Annotated in this window: 8 protein-coding genes and 5 pseudogenes; 5 read left to right on the top strand and 8 right to left on the bottom strand. The window is 47.5% G+C overall.

Annotated features, from left to right (window positions below):
• Positions 1–1271: 1271 nt before the first annotated feature.
• Both ACWKX3_RS23055 and arfA read left to right on the top strand, forming a co-directional pair.
• Positions 1272–2672: a glycoside-pentoside-hexuronide (GPH):cation symporter gene (locus tag ACWKX3_RS23055; protein ID WP_454542536.1), complete on the top strand. Its 1401-nt coding sequence runs from the start codon at positions 1272–1274 to the stop codon at positions 2670–2672.
• Positions 2669–4192 (top strand): arabinosylfuranosidase ArfA, encoded by a 1524-nt coding sequence (gene arfA / locus ACWKX3_RS23050; RefSeq protein ID WP_454542535.1) that lies wholly within the window; start codon positions 2669–2671, stop codon positions 4190–4192. The genes ACWKX3_RS23055 and arfA overlap by 4 nt, the downstream gene beginning before the upstream one ends.
• A 935-nt stretch (positions 4193–5127) precedes the next feature.
• Here arfA and ACWKX3_RS23045 read toward each other — a convergent pair.
• Positions 5128–5336: pseudogene (locus tag ACWKX3_RS23045) on the bottom strand (IS630 family transposase); the annotation flags it as partial.
• A gap of 578 nt (positions 5337–5914) precedes the next feature.
• On the opposite strand from ACWKX3_RS23045, the gene ACWKX3_RS23040 reads away from it, so the two are divergent.
• From ACWKX3_RS23040 to ACWKX3_RS23030, 3 genes are all read left to right on the top strand, one after another.
• Complete coding sequence (locus ACWKX3_RS23040) at positions 5915–7816, top strand: sulfatase-like hydrolase/transferase (protein ID WP_454542566.1); 1902 nt, start codon at positions 5915–5917, stop codon at positions 7814–7816.
• Positions 7817–7838: 22 nt separating this feature from the next.
• Positions 7839–9083: an anaerobic sulfatase maturase gene (locus ACWKX3_RS23035; protein WP_454542534.1), complete on the top strand. Its 1245-nt coding sequence runs from the start codon at positions 7839–7841 to the stop codon at positions 9081–9083.
• Positions 9084–9189: 106 nt separating this feature from the next.
• Positions 9190–9438: a hypothetical protein gene (locus ACWKX3_RS23030; protein ID WP_454542533.1), complete on the top strand. Its 249-nt coding sequence runs from the start codon at positions 9190–9192 to the stop codon at positions 9436–9438.
• Between the two features lie 269 nt (positions 9439–9707).
• Here ACWKX3_RS23030 and ACWKX3_RS23025 read toward each other — a convergent pair.
• The 7 genes and pseudogenes from ACWKX3_RS23025 to ACWKX3_RS22995 all read right to left on the bottom strand — a co-directional run.
• Positions 9708–10392, bottom strand: a pseudogene (locus ACWKX3_RS23025) (IS66 family transposase); the annotation flags it as partial.
• A gap of 1905 nt (positions 10393–12297) precedes the next feature.
• Positions 12298–13320: pseudogene (locus ACWKX3_RS23020) on the bottom strand (ExeA family protein).
• Positions 13253–14500 (bottom strand): annotated as a pseudogene (locus ACWKX3_RS23015) (IS481 family transposase); the annotation flags it as partial. The pseudogenes ACWKX3_RS23020 and ACWKX3_RS23015, both read right to left, overlap by 68 nt.
• A gap of 151 nt (positions 14501–14651) precedes the next feature.
• Positions 14652–14915, bottom strand: a complete 264-nt coding sequence (locus ACWKX3_RS23010; RefSeq protein ID WP_454542532.1) for a bacteriocin immunity protein — start codon at positions 14913–14915, stop codon at positions 14652–14654.
• Complete coding sequence (locus ACWKX3_RS23005; RefSeq protein ID WP_454542531.1) at positions 14915–15322, bottom strand: HNH endonuclease signature motif containing protein; 408 nt, start codon at positions 15320–15322, stop codon at positions 14915–14917. The genes ACWKX3_RS23010 and ACWKX3_RS23005 overlap by 1 nt, the downstream gene beginning before the upstream one ends.
• Positions 15323–15391: 69 nt before the next feature.
• Entirely contained in the window at positions 15392–15655 is a 264-nt protein-coding gene (locus ACWKX3_RS23000; RefSeq protein WP_454542530.1) for an immunity protein, read from the bottom strand.
• Positions 15652–16104: pseudogene (locus ACWKX3_RS22995) on the bottom strand (S-type pyocin domain-containing protein); the annotation flags it as partial. The pseudogene ACWKX3_RS22995 and the gene ACWKX3_RS23000, both read right to left, overlap by 4 nt.

Here is a 16104-nt window from a genome sequence, read left to right as displayed (position 1 = left end):
GTAAACCGTTTTTCAGCGCGTTTCCGTGAGTATCCGGATGCACGCCGGCATACAGTCCTGCATTGCTCGTCTTCTGGCAACTCCCTTAAATGCGTTTTCAGTATTTCTACACTCATCCGCTCTGCACCCACGTTGAGGGGAAAATGAAAGGAGGCTTCTACTGCATCCAGCATAACGGCGTGGTGCAGGTGGCTTAACGGTACGACTGACGATCTTGTGACGGGACAGACCATTCACGGTGTCTGGCATTTGACGCAGGGGGACGACCTCTGTGACAACGGAGAAGGAGAGATCCTCGCGGGTCCCCTTTCTTCCCCCGTTCCCTGAAAAGAGATATTTCCCTGTATGTCTGACATTTCCACCTTTCTGTGCGAAAGGGCGTCCTGGACCACTGCTCTCTGCAGGTATGCACGCGTCTTTGCTGACTGGGGTAAAGGTACCGTGAGGTTCCCGACACCTTAATACTCGTTTGAAATCCCTTGAGAGCCCGCCCGCAAAAGCGGGCTTTTTTTCTGAATCACGCTGCTCGCCTGCCCTGATTTGGTGGGCTCCCCGGTCTGGTTCATTATTGTTTATAGAAAGCACTGTTGCACATAAAGGGCTCCGAACGCTATTTCGCTCAGGGCGAGTCCCTGCCAGAGTAGCATCACCCACGCGCGTTGCTTTTTTTACGCCGGGTTTGGGCTGTTGATTCAGGATAAGACGAAGGTTTTCAGCACCCAATAGCTGCGAACAATTAACTCTTCGCACGTGTACGAAGAAAACCCTTGCGTGTTCGGTGTACGCAGGATATTGCGTAACAGTATCAGTGTGGACAGTGCAGTAATGCTGTTTAAGCAGGATTTTCCGCACGGCTGTCGCTTCTGCACTATTTGTGATGACGATGGTTAGCCCTGCCTTCAGACAGGATGAAATAGCTCATCTGGTGACCTCAATAAGTGACCTTGCAGAAGAGGGGGGGAATGGGCTGGTTATGATACGAATCAACGGATCTCCTTCTTGTTTTTTAACCTGGCGCTATTTTTAAGATGCCTCATCCCCTGCTTCAGCATGAGAAACTCGTTTACGATCACCCGAATATCACTTTCCAGCGACTCACTCTGCGGCATGCCTGTCTGCCAGGTAGTGGCGCTCTATCCGAAGGGCGTTACGTACAGTCATTTTTATGAACAATATTGCTAAAAAAAAGGTAATGAGATTACAAACACATTCCCCGTTAATTTTATATACACAATTCGCATACGCATTTGAGTTCTAAAAGGGGATGAAAAATGACGAGTACTAAACAAATTATTACAATGGGAAATACGTTTTATAAGCCTGTGTCTTTTTTTGAGAAGTGTGGTTTTGCCGCAGGCGATGCAGCATGCAATATGTTATTTAATCCAATCACAATGTTTTTATCCTTTTTCTATACCGACATATTTGGCCTTGCACCGGGTGCGGTCGCATCAATATTTTTAATTGTCCGAGTGATTGATGCCATATTTGACCCTTTATACGGGACATATATGGATAAGAAAGTAACGAGATATGGGCGATTCCGGCCGTGGATTGTGGGTTGTGCAATCCCGTTCGCCCTGAGCTGTATGTTAATGTTTTACACGCCACACTTTCATTACACGGCTAAGGTAATCTATGCCTTTATGACTTACCTGCTGCTGTCCCTGCTCTATTCCGGGGTTAACATGCCTTACTGCTCACTGGGCGGCGTCATTTCAATAAACTCACAGGAACGGGTGTCCTGTCAGCAATTCCGTTTCGTGGGCGCAGGGATGGCCAGCCTGTTTTGTACCCTTACTCTGCTACCGCTTGTTGCGTATTTCGGTAACGGTAATAAACAGGTTGGCTTTTTCTGGGTGATCACAGTCTTTGCTGTTATTTCAGTGATCATGTTCTTTTTCTGTGCCTTCGCGACAAAAGAACGCATCGTGCCACAGGCTCACGACGACGTAAAAATGTCGGTCATGTTGAAAGAGGCAGTGAAAAATGACCAGTGGATCGTCTGTATGATTGCGATGTTCCTGGACTGCATTCCGTCATTCGTACGGGGCGCAGCACTGATCTACTTCGGTAAATACGTCATGCATATGCCTGATTCACAGAATACGTTCCTGCTGGCGCTGTCTGTCGTGTCCGGTATTGTGGGAGCATATCTGACGCCGTTCCTGACGAAACACTTTGATAAAGTGGACGTGTATAAATTCACAAAATGCGGCGCGATGATGCTCACGCTGGGATTGTATTTTGTCCCCATAGGTAATCTTCCGGTCTTCTTTGTGTACTTCGCTGTGCTGTCAGTGGTCCACCAGCTGGGGTGTCCGGTATTGTGGACGTGGATCGGTGACGTGGATGACTATGGTGCCTGGAAATTTGGCAAACGGTACAGTGGTATCTGTGCCTCCGGCAACCTCTTTATGCTGAAAATCGCGCTGGGCGTGGGCGGCGCGATTGTGGGCGGTGTGCTGGCGGTTTCTGGTTATGTCGCGGATGCCCCGCAGCAGACCGCGTCCGCAATTCAGGGGATTTATGCGCTAATGGTCTGGATCCCTGCCGTGGCCTATGTCCTGACGTTATTTGTCGTTCACAAGTTTTACTCATTAAATGCGGTCCGTCTGGCAAACATTGAAAAAGCGCTTTTCCATACACCGCATAACATGGGGGGATTATGAAGAAAACGTTAAGATTAATAGTCCAGCGCGAAAATAGTATTGCGCAGGTGAACCCGGCACTGTTTGGTTCGTTTGTCGAACATCTGGGACGGGCAGTGTATTCGGGTATCTATGAACCTGGACATACTACCGCTGATGAAAATGGTTTCCGGATGGACGTGGCGAAACTGGTACAGGAACTGGGGGTCACCACCATTCGCTATCCTGGAGGAAATTTCGTCTCCGGTTATAACTGGCAGGACGGGATTGGTCCTAAAGACCAGCGCCCTGTCCGGCTGGATTATGCCTGGCTGACGAAGGAAACCAACGAATTCGGCATTAATGAATTTGCGACGTGGTGTGAAAAACTGAATCTCCGGCCCATGATCGCGGTCAATCTGGGAACCGGAACGCCACAGGATGCGGGTTACTTCATTGAATACTGCAATCTGCCGGGCGGGACTGCATTCAGTGACTTACGCCGTCAGCATGGACGGGAAGCGCTATATGACTTCAAATTATGGTGTCTGGGGAATGAAATGGACGGGGAATGGCAGACCTGTGCCCTGAATGCAGCGGATTACGTGAAAAAGGCACGGGAAACGGCGAAAATCATGCGCTGGGTTGACCCGTCAGTAGAGCTTGTCGCCTGCGGAAGTTCGAATTCCATGCAGAAAACCTTCCCGGAATGGGACCGGATTGTGCTCGAGGGACTGTATGACCAGGTCGATTACCTGTCCTGTCATCACTACTTTGAAAACCGTACAGGCATCACGAGAGATTATCTTGCTTCCTGTGTACAGATGGATAATTTCATTAAGACCATCATTGCCACAGCTGATTACGTGAAGGCCCAGACACGATCCACAAAAGATATGATGCTTTCCTTTGATGAATGGAATATCTGGAGTCTCGACGGCGAGCCGTGGCAAAACTTCTTTTCAGGCGGGAAAAACCGTTTTAACGTTGCACCGCCAATTCTGGAACAATCTTATACACTGCTGGATGCGCTGGTCTTCGGAGGGTTACTGTGTACCCTGCTGAACCACTGTGATCGCGTCAGAATGGCGTCTCTCGCACAACTGGTGAACGTCATCGCGCCGATTTTCACCCTTCCTGGCGGGGATGTCATACGACAGACCATTTTCTGGCCATTCAGAATGGTGAGTCAGCACGCGCATGGAGCCGTGCTTCAACAATTCGCCACAGTACCACAAATTGATACGTGTTACGGCGCGGCAAACATAGTACAGAGTACGATGGTCTATAACGCGGACAAAAAAGAAATCGCTTTCTTTGCGCTCAACATGGAAGAAAAGCTTCCAGTTGAAGTCTGTTTTGAACTGCATGATTTTGGTGCCACAGTATTACAGAAACATATCTCGTTACAGGGTGAAAATCTGATGGCACGTAATTCCTTTGAATCACCGGAAGAAGTTGTTCCAAATAGTGTTCAACTTTCACCGGAACAAGTGGCCAGAAACAAAGTTTTGTTACCACCCTTGAGTTTTAACATGGTGATTATTAGAACAAATGGCTGAAAGGGACGTCAGCCGGGGGGCCATTACATAGTTTAATTCGATCCAGTTTATAATATAGATAATTTGCAAGTTGTGGCACCGAAATCTCATCCTGATATTCATGACGGAGATAATGGAGGTGTTCAAGAATAATATTAATGAATAAAGCGAAGCTGATTTATTTCATCATTGAAAGAAAGCTTTACAAAAAATGTTGCTGAAACAGATGGTCGCCGAGATACTCTTCTAGAGTACTTCGAGAACATCCAGAAGGCATGGGGCTAATTTTGTACGCACCATCGCATGCTGACGCAACCCATGAAGCAATAGCGAAAAGCCAAAGAATGGTGCGTCAAAAACGGCAAGCCAGGTTTCAAAAAGCCTGATCATAATCTCTCACTTTTACAGCCCGGCTCAACGCCGGGCTTTTTTTAGGTCCACTTAAAACGCAAAATTCTGAGCGACAGTTTTTCTGTCTCAACTGCGTCGCTTTTGTCACAGTCTGGTCTCGCGTTTAGATAGTGTCATGCCCGGCTGATCGTCAAGCACCTTAGTACGGCTGCCTAGGGCAGGATGTGTGAAGATAGGGCGCATTTCCCAAAATGCACTTCTCCTGCCGGTAACCCACATGTATGCAAATATCGATAGTTCCCCCTTCCTCAAATCACTATATTTTGATAACAATCGCACATTAAAAGCGTCGTTTATATGATTAGACAGGGATATTTTGAGCCTCACATACTGTCAGTGATGAAACCGCTCGTCCTGTGATTATCGGCAGGAAGATGATAAAAACCTGTGAGGCATACTGTCTCCCGTCGAATGACTGAGAAAAGCATAATGTCTCAATAACAAAAATGACTGACCTGCGCAGTCCATGGGTCATATAGCACAATTCTGATGAGGAGTTTGAAACTGATGAATCCGTTGATCCTGAGTAGTTGTGTTTCATATTGCTACACTTTTGCCAGACCATCTTTACATCCGGGGAATGGATAATCGGTTGACATAAAATACCTTATCTTATTCAGCTACTGCCACATTGAAACGGCATTGTTGATCCGATGTACGTGTCGTGAAACGTCTGCCATAAACGCTTAACGTGATTCACTCACGATGAGTAAACTGGCTGGTAAATGCCACCGAATTTCGGGTTTTGCTTCAGTCAGCATTGTGTTTCGTGGCTCTAAATGGATGTCGATCATTATCGACGATAAACGTCATTTTTCATTCGCGACTGATCAGAACGATCATTCCGGCCTGAGTTCCCTTCAGTGATCTAGCTATTTAGCGCAGAACAGTCAGGGATGTATCCCTATGACACCCCTTGGTTACACCGGGGCATTAGTCGCCTTGTCCCAGTTGATTATCTAACCAGTATTTGCATGGTGCGTGGTATGCAATGCCCCTGATCCCACCCGCCTTGCAGGCAGACTTTTCAGCTGTGGTGACCAATGGCCGTTACTGGCCAGTATATCTTGGGAATCAAGGTCAATCGGAAGGCAGTATGCTTTCCTCGCGTGTACTGGTGATGCCAGGTGCTTTTCTGGGCTACGTACGTTTGAGATAAAAGCGTGATAGTCCATGCTGGTTCCTGACAGGGGCCGTGAGTACCAGACGTTCAAACAGATCAGTGTGTCCAAATTACCATAAAGGACATTCGTCTGTTCCGCACCCGCAACATCTGGATGTTTCGGGCAACCATTATCCGAAGGAAACTGAATGAAGAAACGAGGTTTTGTTATGAAAAAAACGATTAAAGTTTCACGGCGGAACTTTTTATTAGGTTCAGGAGCCATTACTGCAGCATCCCTGATTTCCTCGCCGCAAATTTTAGCTAAAAATCTGACCAAACCAGTGGAAACTACCACCGATGTATCAGGACACGTTCATACTCATAGCCCCCGCTATCATTCTGGCGGATTAATACCTGAAAAAATGCCCGAAGGTTACAATATTTTGCTTATCACATCGGATCAGGAACGTTACTTCAGCCCTTATCCCATGCCCGTTCCTGGCCGGGAACGTTTGATGCAATCTGGCACGACATTTACCAATCACTATATTTGTAGCAGTGTCTGTACTCCTTCGCGCTCGGTGTTATATACCGGTCTACATATGCCCCAAACAAAAATGTTTGATAATCCGGGTTTTCCCTGGTCGCCGGACAGTCTTGATCCTAAGCTAGGTACGCTTGGTCATATCATGGGTGAAATGGGCTATTATCCTGCATATAAAGGGAAATGGCATTTAAGTACTCAAATGGAAGACCCTGTCGCTAAAAATGCCGATGGAAGTACAGATGTCGGCATGGTCCCACGAGTTAAACTTCATGAAATCATGGCGGACTACGGATTTAATGATTATACCGGCATTGGCGATATTATTGGGCACAGCCAGGGGGGGTATTTGTATGATGAGCTAACTGCAGGAGAAGCCATAAACTGGCTGAGAGATAAAGGCACTGAAATGCAAAGTATTAGCAAACCATGGTTTCTGGCAGTGAATCTGGTGAACCCTCACGATACTATGTACATTGATACAGATACTGACACCGATAAAAACCAGTGGCAAGGGGCGTGCATTCTGGGCAGTAACTCCTCAACGCCAAATAAAGCGCCACAACATCGTCTTTATCTGGACACCTGGCCCAGGGTGCCCCTGGCCCCCACCAGACATCAGGCGTTCAGCGCGCAAGGCAGACCACCAGCACACCTTGAGTATCAACTTTGTAATGGGTTGCTGGTTGGCAATATAGCGGATCAGGACAGACGCTGGAGAATCCTTCAGGATTACTACTTTAACTGTATTCGTGATAACGATACCCAACTCGTCAGGATCCTCGATGAGTTAGATGCGTTAGACATAACGAATAATACGATAATTGTTTATACCTCCGATCATGGCGAATTATGTGGGGCACATCAGATGAACGGAAAAGGGACCTGCACTTATGAAGAGCAAGTCCACGTGCCCCTGATAGTTAGCCATCCTGCATTTCCAGGCGGTAGACAATCCAGGGCTCTCACCTCACATGTAGACATCGCGCCCACTTTAGTGGGGTTGACGGGTATAAAAAATCGGGAAAAAAGTCAGACGCTGAAAAACCGCAAGGGGCATGATTTTAGCGGGTTATTATTTAATCCAGATTCATCAACCATCGATGCGGTCAGACCGGGTATTTTATATTGCTACGATATGTTACTTTATTCCGATGCCACCTACGTCGGCAATATGTTTAAAGTCATCAGAGATACCACGCTAAGTAAGGAAGAAAAACAAAAAAAATTTTCCGTATTGTCTCCAGACTTAAATAAAAGAGGGGGCATAAGAATGTTCTGTGACGGTCGATATAAATTTACCCGTTATTTTTCACTGCAGCAGCACCACACTCCCCGGACAGAAAGTGAACTACTGGCTCTTAATGACATTGAGCTCTATGACCTGCAATCCGATCCACATGAAATGATTAATTTAGCAAATGATAAACGACACCTTCCATTGATCATGGCACTAAACGGCAAACTCAATGCTTTATATACAGATGAAATTTCTGAAAAAGACGATGGAAGCTGGATCCCTTCCCTGCATGGTATTCAGTGGGATCTTCACCCGGAACGAGTACATCGTCTGATGAGAGATTAATCTGCTATAAGGATAAAAAAACATGTACCGTCAATGTCACGTCATGGCTAAACCCGGTGGTTCGAAGTGTAACATTTATTGTAAATACTGCTTCTATCGTGAAAAGCAGGCGTTATACCCGCACCGTAAGCAAAACTGGAGAATGTCTGAAGAGACACTTGAAGAGTATGTTAAGCAACATATTGCGGCTCAGCACGATAAGCCGGTGATATTCTCATGGCAAGGGGGAGAGCCCATGCTATTAGGACTTCCCTTTTTTCAGCATGCCATCAGGCTTTGTGACAAGTACGGCAAGGGACGCGAAATACATCATACATTACAAACCAACGGGATTTTGCTAAACGAAAAGTGGGCTGCCTTCCTTTCGCAGCATCGTTTTATGGTGGGTCTCTCCCTCGATGGGCCTGAAACTCTGCATGATCGCTATCGCGTCAGCCGCTCGGGGCAAGGAAGCCATCGCTCTGTTATGCAGGGGCTATCGTTGCTGAGACGCTTTGAGGTTGATTTCAATACGTTGACGGTAGTGGGCCGGCATAACGTCTCATATGCCCGCGAGGTCTATGAATTCTTGCGAGGGTGTGGCTCACGATATATGCAATTTATACCACTGGTTGAGCGAATCACTACCGATTCAGGGGGGCCGCTTAAGCTGGTCACTCCCGATACGCAAAAAGCGCGTCTGACTCCCTGGACCGTCCCTTCTCTCAGGTATGGCGAGTTTCTTAGCCAGATATTTGATATCTGGATCCGCCGCGACATAGACCAGATTGTGGTTCAAATGTTTGATGTCGCTCTTGCCGCCTGGACCAGGCAATCACCCGTATTATGCGTTCATACAGAAAGCTGCGGCCACGCTTTTGCGTTGGAGGCAAATGGCGATCTCTACAATTGCGATCACTATGTATATCCGGAATACCTGCTGGGGAATATCCACCAACATAGTATTGATGCGATGAATAATAGCGAATCGGCGATAGCCTTTGGTCACGCTAAAAAGTTAACCCTCACCGCCGATTGCAAATCCTGTCACTTTCGTTTTGTCTGCCATGGTGGCTGCCCAAAGCATCGTTTCATCCTCTCGCCGTCAGGGTGCAATGGTCACAACTATCTCTGCGCCGGATATCAGCATTTTTTCAAGCACATACAGCCTGTTATGAATCTCTGGGCTTCCTTGTTGGCGCGTGGATGCCCTCCATCGCAGCTGAAGCAACACCTCCGCCATCAGCATAGTCTGATGCAGTACCGATCAGGGACAAGGTTAAACTGAATATTTATCGCCACAATGGCGCTGGGTTTATTTAATCATGCCGTTAAGGCTTCATTGGATCACTCTGGTATATCATCGAACCAGCATAACTTTCACTGGAAAACATATGAATTTACTCACCCGCGCCACCTTACTGTGCCTCTTCGCTCCTCAGGCGTTCGCTTTCCAGAGCACATCGCAAGAGCTGCCCTTTTCCGCCGGGCAAGCCGTGAATTCTGAACAACAAATTCAGGAATTTAGTTACTCAGTTAAACATGAACCAATGCAAAAAACATCTTTTGGAGGCTGTAATGCCAGCCCGATTCCGGGATGCAATTACCCCAGGCATGATGATCCCGATTTTCGCCAGAAGTAGCCTGCCCAGTGTTCATTCACATTAGGGGCTGCCTAACGCATTGTCTTCCTGAAGAAGCCATTTCACGGAGAGCTTCAGACCTTATGTTAACCCCCGGACCCCTCCATGGACTGCCGGTCGGCGCGAAAGTTAACTGGGTCGGACTATCGCCGAAAGAAAGATTGTGCCTTGTAATAAACACATAACAACGCGTCAGTACGGGCATTATGTCCGGAAAAGAAAAACGGTATCTTCTTCGTAAGCGTTTAGTCAGCGGTGAGATCGGCTTTCTATGACAGCAGCGCGCGCAGCTGTTCCACCGGTCCGTCCTGGAAATCACCAGATACGTAACGCTGCCACGCTTCAGGCTGCACGCCGTTCAGCCTGCAGGAGCTGGTCAGTGTGTACAGCACAGCAGCGAGTTCACCGCCATCGTCCGAACCCGCGAACAGGCATTTTTTCGGACCGGAGCAACTCCTCGCAAGTCTTTCTCCGCGATGTTATTGTCGTTTTCCACCCAGCCGTCACCGCTGTACAGGTTCAGGCGTCCCTCTGCTAAAGCAGGTACGCGAACGTTTTCGCCGTGTCCGATTGGTCCGACAGCGCTTTCCCTGGTTTGTATCAAGTTATACAGTGACTGCATCAGTGGAAGGGGGCTCTTTTCGTACCGCCAGCCGTTCCTCAGCCGGGCTGCCAACAAGTATCCCTTGCTCGATGGCGTATATTTCACCGATGCGCTTCAGCGCTTCGGTTGTGATGCCGGTTGGTATGTGTACATACACGTCGTGGATTTTTTCTCCCGGCGTGGCATCATGCAGGCCGCTTCCGTGATGCGGCAGTCTTCACACAGTGCGTTACAACCACTGTAAATCTGTATCCGGTAAGATGTCTTTGGAGATGCGCTCTTTTACGGTCCGGCGAGTATGCGAACCGGAGCGCAGGTAGCATTATCGGGCTCGTATTGCCATCCTCCCTTTAGTAGTCCTTTGGGGGGAGGGAGAGACAAAGCGAGAACGTCGAAGTCAGCTGCAGGTATTCCTCGTAAAGTCGTTAACGTGCAGCAAAACTGACAGGAAAGTAAATCCTGCTGGTAGTAAAGTTGGCCCATGAGGTTTGCTTCATTGCCGGGGCAGAAAAAGGCAGTGTTTACGTGCTGAAAGTCTTGTGAACCGTCTCAAGCGATTTTTTATTGCTGACATAAATTCATATTACCTCCAGAAGAGGGGCGTCGATTCTTATATCGTTCATTGATCTTGGTTACGCGGGATAATTATTCGAGGATGAGTAATAAATCCATATGGGCAGTTTTGTGCTTTACAATCATCTGATAAATCACACTTTTTGCTTGGGTTTATTTTGTTGAAAGGGCAGAGAGTTTTATCCTTAATTTCATACCATAACATTTCACTGTATGGTGAAACATTGTACACTGTAAGAGGCAGGATTTTACCATTCACGGTTATTTCTGATTTTGTCTGATTTAATACATCTCCCGGATAAAGGAATACGTTACTTTCATACCAGATTATGAACTTAAAATATTTTAAATTCACAATACTTGAATAGACAACTCCCGTTTTAGGGCAGATTAACGAACCGTTAACTTTCCATAGCATGGATGTAGCCTCTTACATTTTGGGTTAATGAGAATAATAATTATTATTATTTCTAGCACATGATTTGAGTTACATCAACAGATAAGTGGTTGAAAATGATCGTTTTTTTGTTTGTTTTTAAAAATCTTTAACTTTCAGAAAGATATAACATGCAAGCCATGAATTAGCGCAAATGGCTGAAAAACAAGGATGAAAGGTATGACCGTTTTCTTAAGAGCAAGGTCATTTTTGTTTTTTTACTCTCCCCATACACGTATTAAGATTATGATTATAAACATCTTTTATCTTAATACTGTACAAGAAATGAAGAAGCAATTAATAAATACAATTATTAAATGCAACGTTTGTCCGGGATGTGAGCATTAAGTAATGACAGGGCGTGACATTTTCCCAAATAAAGGCTGTACTCTCTCTAGTATCTTTAAAAATGGTAAGGCTGGTATCCGTATGATTTTGCAAGGTGCATGTAGATCGAATTCTCACGAGGCCTGAAAAGCCCATCGTAAATTTAATGGCACATGAGCAGAGTCACTCGTTTGATCTCCGAACACTTTTCAGAAATTCAGTTCATATATGCAAAAATGACTGATAATGCGTCAGCCAAATTAGATTTGTGTTGATATTGATATGGCAAAAGAGCCTTCCAATATTTGCGCAGGAACCAGCAACATGACAATCCCTGTAGAAAATAGCTAAGTATATTGTTAATGCTCCTGAAGACGCCTCTGTCTCTTTGATTTTGATGGCGGTTAACGCGCAAACTTGAGGCTGGCTTTGCCTGTCAGTTTTAATCTGAGGGCCACGAAATAGCGATAGTGAATCACTGACAACCAGGGATCTCTGCCGGGCAATGGGAAACCTGTCAAAGACCGACTGCAACTATGCTAAAGCTCTCGCGCAGAAGGCAGCACCGCTGACAAGTTGATGCGGTACGGTTTCGCCTGGGTGAACTGTTCCGCTTAGTGGACGGGGCTGAGGTCACAAATGACAGGGCCAGCATGAAGCCGAGAAAAAGAGAATAAAGAATTTCATGAAGCTTCTCCTGATGCGGTGAACCTACACGAAGCTTACTTCGTTCTGCCTGAAGAAATTTTTCGTGCGGTTAGACTTGTCAGGGATTATGTTTATCCTCTGTAAAAATGTTCACATAACATTTCTATGCACGTCATTCTTTGCACTGCTATTTGAAGCGGCTCGCAATCGACATCCCTCCGGCTCGCAATCAGCGTCATTTTCGGCTCACATTCACTGCAAAGAGACATCGTCATAACGGCAGACCGACCGCCGGCATTCTGTCGCGTAGTTCGGCCGTGCGTACAGGGTCTAACTGATTGTTAAATAATGCCCTGATTTCAGCAGGTTTTGCATCGAACTGCTCCACCGTGTCCTTCAGCTGGTAACCATGCCGCGTGAGCGTCGGCTCCAGGTTATCCAGCTGGTGTGACAGCACGGATTCACCAGCGTGGCGGTAATCGGTTTTTCACCTGTCTGGTATCCTGCTTCTGTCGCCAGCGTCAGGTGCAACTGGACCTGCAGCGGTGTACAGAGTTTCATCGCCAGCAGGTCAACCGCTTCAGTTGTCAGAAAATCTTCCGGCTTACCCTTGCCGGTGCTGGTGTTCAGCAGCCACCGGATATATTCGCGCTGGCTGCTGGTGATCCCGTCCAGAGTAAAAATATCGGTACGATAACCGATTTCCTCCATCGTCGGACGACGCAGGTCATTACGCAGTTTTGGGTGACCGGCCAGCACGACAGACAGCCGTCCACCGCCGTCTTCAACCACTTCCATCAGCCGTTTGAGTCCCGTCAGTGTATTACCGTTCAGGTCATGCGCCTCATCAACAAACAGTGCCACCGGGCGCTTACCTTTTTTGACCAGCTCCTGCAGTTCCCGCTCGCGGCGTTCACCCTGTTTGGGGATCTGCACCTGCTTATCCTGCGCCAGGTCATAAAACAGAGCATTAATCAGCGTGGCGAGCCGGACACTCGGTTTATCCACCGACAGGGAGCGGGCGACAATAATTTTGTTTCATCCGTCAGTTGCTGCTGGAGGCGTCGCAGGGTGACCGTTTGCCGCTTCCGACCACGCCACAGACCGCTATCAGTCGTCCTTCGCGTATCGCCCCTTTAATGACTTTCATCAGCTGCTTATGGTGAGCTGTTTTATAATACCCGGCCTGTTCAATAGACTGCGTCAGTCCATAATGTTCCATCACTTCAACCCGCATGGTCTTCTCCTGCTTGTCTGTTACTAAAATAGTCTCTGATGCGGGCGAGTTCTTCACTACGGTTTAGCGTCTCAGTCAGAATACTGCCGTTAAACGCCCGGGCGTCATCCGACATTCTGGCCAGCGGTATGGCCAGATCGTCAGCAATAGCCAGTTTTGCCGCAATAACGGTGGGAAAGTGATATTCTAATTTTCGGGCATCAAAGGGCTGATGTGGCAACTCATTAATGCGCTGATGAGTGTCATCACTGACCACGCGGAGATCGCTGCCGGACAACGCGCTGATGGGGATGTTCAGCTGTCTGGCCAGAGCATAGATACGATCGGCCCGTTAAGCTGCTTTACCGCGCCTGAACGTCCGGTAACAGTGTAGTGGCACAGACCCCGACACCGGATAATAAGACCCCCATGTTTCACCGGTAAACTCCTCATACATCTCTTCGTCAAACAGCCCCCACAGCAGAATGACGGTTTCACCCGCCATATCCGGTTCAACTTCCCATGCGGTGCCGTCTATCGTTACCTGCGCATCAACACCCACCCTGCGGGACTCAGGCTCACGGGCGAACCGGCAGTATTGTTCCCAGCTGCAAATATCTCTCACGCCGTCCCGGGGGATATTTGCCAGCCAGTCCTCAAGTCGGGAGTGTTTCTCGCTGCGGTGACGCTGCACATTGTAACGACTCAGATAGTTCCAGAGCCATTCGTTGGCTTGCAGCTCCGTCTCCGGTTTATGGAAATGGTACAGGGTTTCATGCGCCTCTTTGACGGTCCTGAAAGGACGCTCTACTTTACCTTTGGACCGCGCCGTCGTCCGGGTGCCATCCTTGCCTGCCGGCGTATGCGTCAGCCAGTCAACCTTCAGGGACTGCATCACATTCTGGAATACATGGCTTTTGGCCACCGGCCCGTTATCGAGGTACAGCATTTTCGGGCGGCCCTGGAAAGGAAAATCAGACCTGGCTTTTGTCGCCATGGCGTTAAAGAGAAAACGCAGCGCTGATTCCGCATCCTCACCACACACACACCGGTATTCCTGATAAGCAACACCTGTCCGGTCATCCACCACGCTGAACAGCATCAGCGTGGGCTCGCCCCGGGCAGGGTCAACCCAGACAGGCTGTTCAATATGCTTGAGATCGGACGGTGAAATATCAAACTGCCAGCAGTCATTGCTGTTTTCAGCCTGAAACCGTACCGCCGGTGGCTCCCGTAACAGGCGGGGCTGGTCGAGACGCCTATGATTCTAGATGATGAGAACGTAACTCCGGGATGGGACAAAAACAACCCAAATGAGACAGAAAAACTGTCTCACCGGATTGACTGTTTTGGGTCTACTCAAAAAAGAAGCCCGGCTCAAAGCCGGGCTGAAAAGTGAGAGGTTTTGATCAGGCTTTCCTGAAACAGGGCTTGCCGTTCCTGGTGCGCCAATCTTTGACTCTTTTAGTTATTGCTTCAGGGGTTGCTTCGGCATCCGATGGTGCGTAATAGATCAGATCCGTTCCTTCTGGATGTTCTGTAATCTTCTCGAAGTGTTCAAGAAGAATGTCTAGGCGATCATCTGTTTCAGCAACATTCTCTTTGAAGATTTCTTTCAATAATGAAATAAACTCAGCTTCGCTGTATTCAGTAATATTATTCTTAAGATCCATTATTTGCCTCCTTTATGAATATCAACATGCCGTTTCGGCGTCATAACTCGCAAATTATCTATATTGTAAACATCACCGCCTTTGGATATCTCATTTATATGATGGATTTCAAAAGAAGTTCGCTTACCGGAGGCATCCAATTTACGTGCTTTCGGTGCCTTACCTGCAGCCATACGGCTACGATTAGAAACAGTAAATTGCTTGCTTAATGCTGGATCTTTACTTACTTCCTGCAAGAATGCCTTACGAAACGAATCAAAGTTCGCAAACTTACGGCCACGCAGCTTGTCCGCAATCTGATCCGGAACTGGCGCGCCCAGTTCCTGGTTTAACCAGCCTTCATCTACTTGCTGTCCCTTGCCGCTCACAGCACCTGAAAACCTGTTTGGCCTGGATTTAGCACCCATAGAAAACGCCCGGCAAACTCTCGTTTGCTGGGCGTTGCTTAAAACACACTTACAGCTAAGTGCTGGTAACTACTCAATACCGTACTTTTTCTCGGTCACGAATGCGGGTTCATTCCAGTTCGGGCCTTTGATTGCATGCCCTTTTTCGTTTTTCGCTAATTTGCCTTCTTTAACCAATTTCTGAAAACATAATAGAAGCTCACGGCTTGCGGCAACATCAAAATTATAGCGAACATACATACGATCTATATCAGGATATGATCTGATCGGCGCAAAGTGTAAGAGAACATCTTCAACGCTTTCGCTTTCAATCATTTTTTTAAAATCAATCATGGGTTTTCTCGCTTCTCTTGTTCTTCATAGGCCTTGTCTGCTTCTGGCGTATACAAGGGTTGAGTTTTTTCGTTTACCTTATAGTCTTCAAGCGTGGCAGTATGCGCATCATTCCAGACAGATTCGTCTTCCATACCATCAGGAACTCCTAAAGCTCGATAACGTTCTAACTCTCTAATTTCGTGAGTATAAAACCGTTTGTCGATATCGGTGGGCTGCAGTTCCCCCTTCAGGATTTTCTCCAGACGGTCAATCATCACCTTGTTAGCATCCGACTCAGCAAACCGCCCGGTATGTAGCTTCACCCTGTCCACGCCGGCGCGGTCAATGGTGGCCCCTTTCCAGTCCAGGTTCTGAATTGGCCCGCCGGCCTTCTCCGTGTTGTAATCACGTCCGCTGTATTTCCCTTTAGCGTTGGTTTCACCATAAGGGCCGCTCAACATCACGTA

The sequence above is a fragment of the Enterobacter sp. UPMP2052 genome (genome assembly GCF_053709675.1).
Note: the sequence above shows the minus strand (reverse complement) of the source record. Positions and strands in the feature narration are given on the sequence as shown.

Coding starts and splice junctions, on each gene's coding strand:
- ACWKX3_RS23055 (WP_454542536.1), top strand. CDS start 1,272: ATGACGAGTACTAAACAAATTATTACAATGGGAAATACGTTTTATAAG.
- ACWKX3_RS23005 (WP_454542531.1), bottom strand. CDS start 15,322: ATGGGTGCTAAATCCAGGCCAAACAGGTTTTCAGGTGCTGTGAGCGGC.
- ACWKX3_RS23030 (WP_454542533.1), top strand. CDS start 9,190: ATGAATTTACTCACCCGCGCCACCTTACTGTGCCTCTTCGCTCCTCAG.
- ACWKX3_RS23040 (WP_454542566.1), top strand. CDS start 5,915: ATGAAAAAAACGATTAAAGTTTCACGGCGGAACTTTTTATTAGGTTCA.
- ACWKX3_RS23035 (WP_454542534.1), top strand. CDS start 7,839: ATGTACCGTCAATGTCACGTCATGGCTAAACCCGGTGGTTCGAAGTGT.
- ACWKX3_RS23010 (WP_454542532.1), bottom strand. CDS start 14,915: ATGGATCTTAAGAATAATATTACTGAATACAGCGAAGCTGAGTTTATT.
- arfA (WP_454542535.1), top strand. CDS start 2,669: ATGAAGAAAACGTTAAGATTAATAGTCCAGCGCGAAAATAGTATTGCG.
- ACWKX3_RS23000 (WP_454542530.1), bottom strand. CDS start 15,655: ATGATTGATTTTAAAAAAATGATTGAAAGCGAAAGCGTTGAAGATGTT.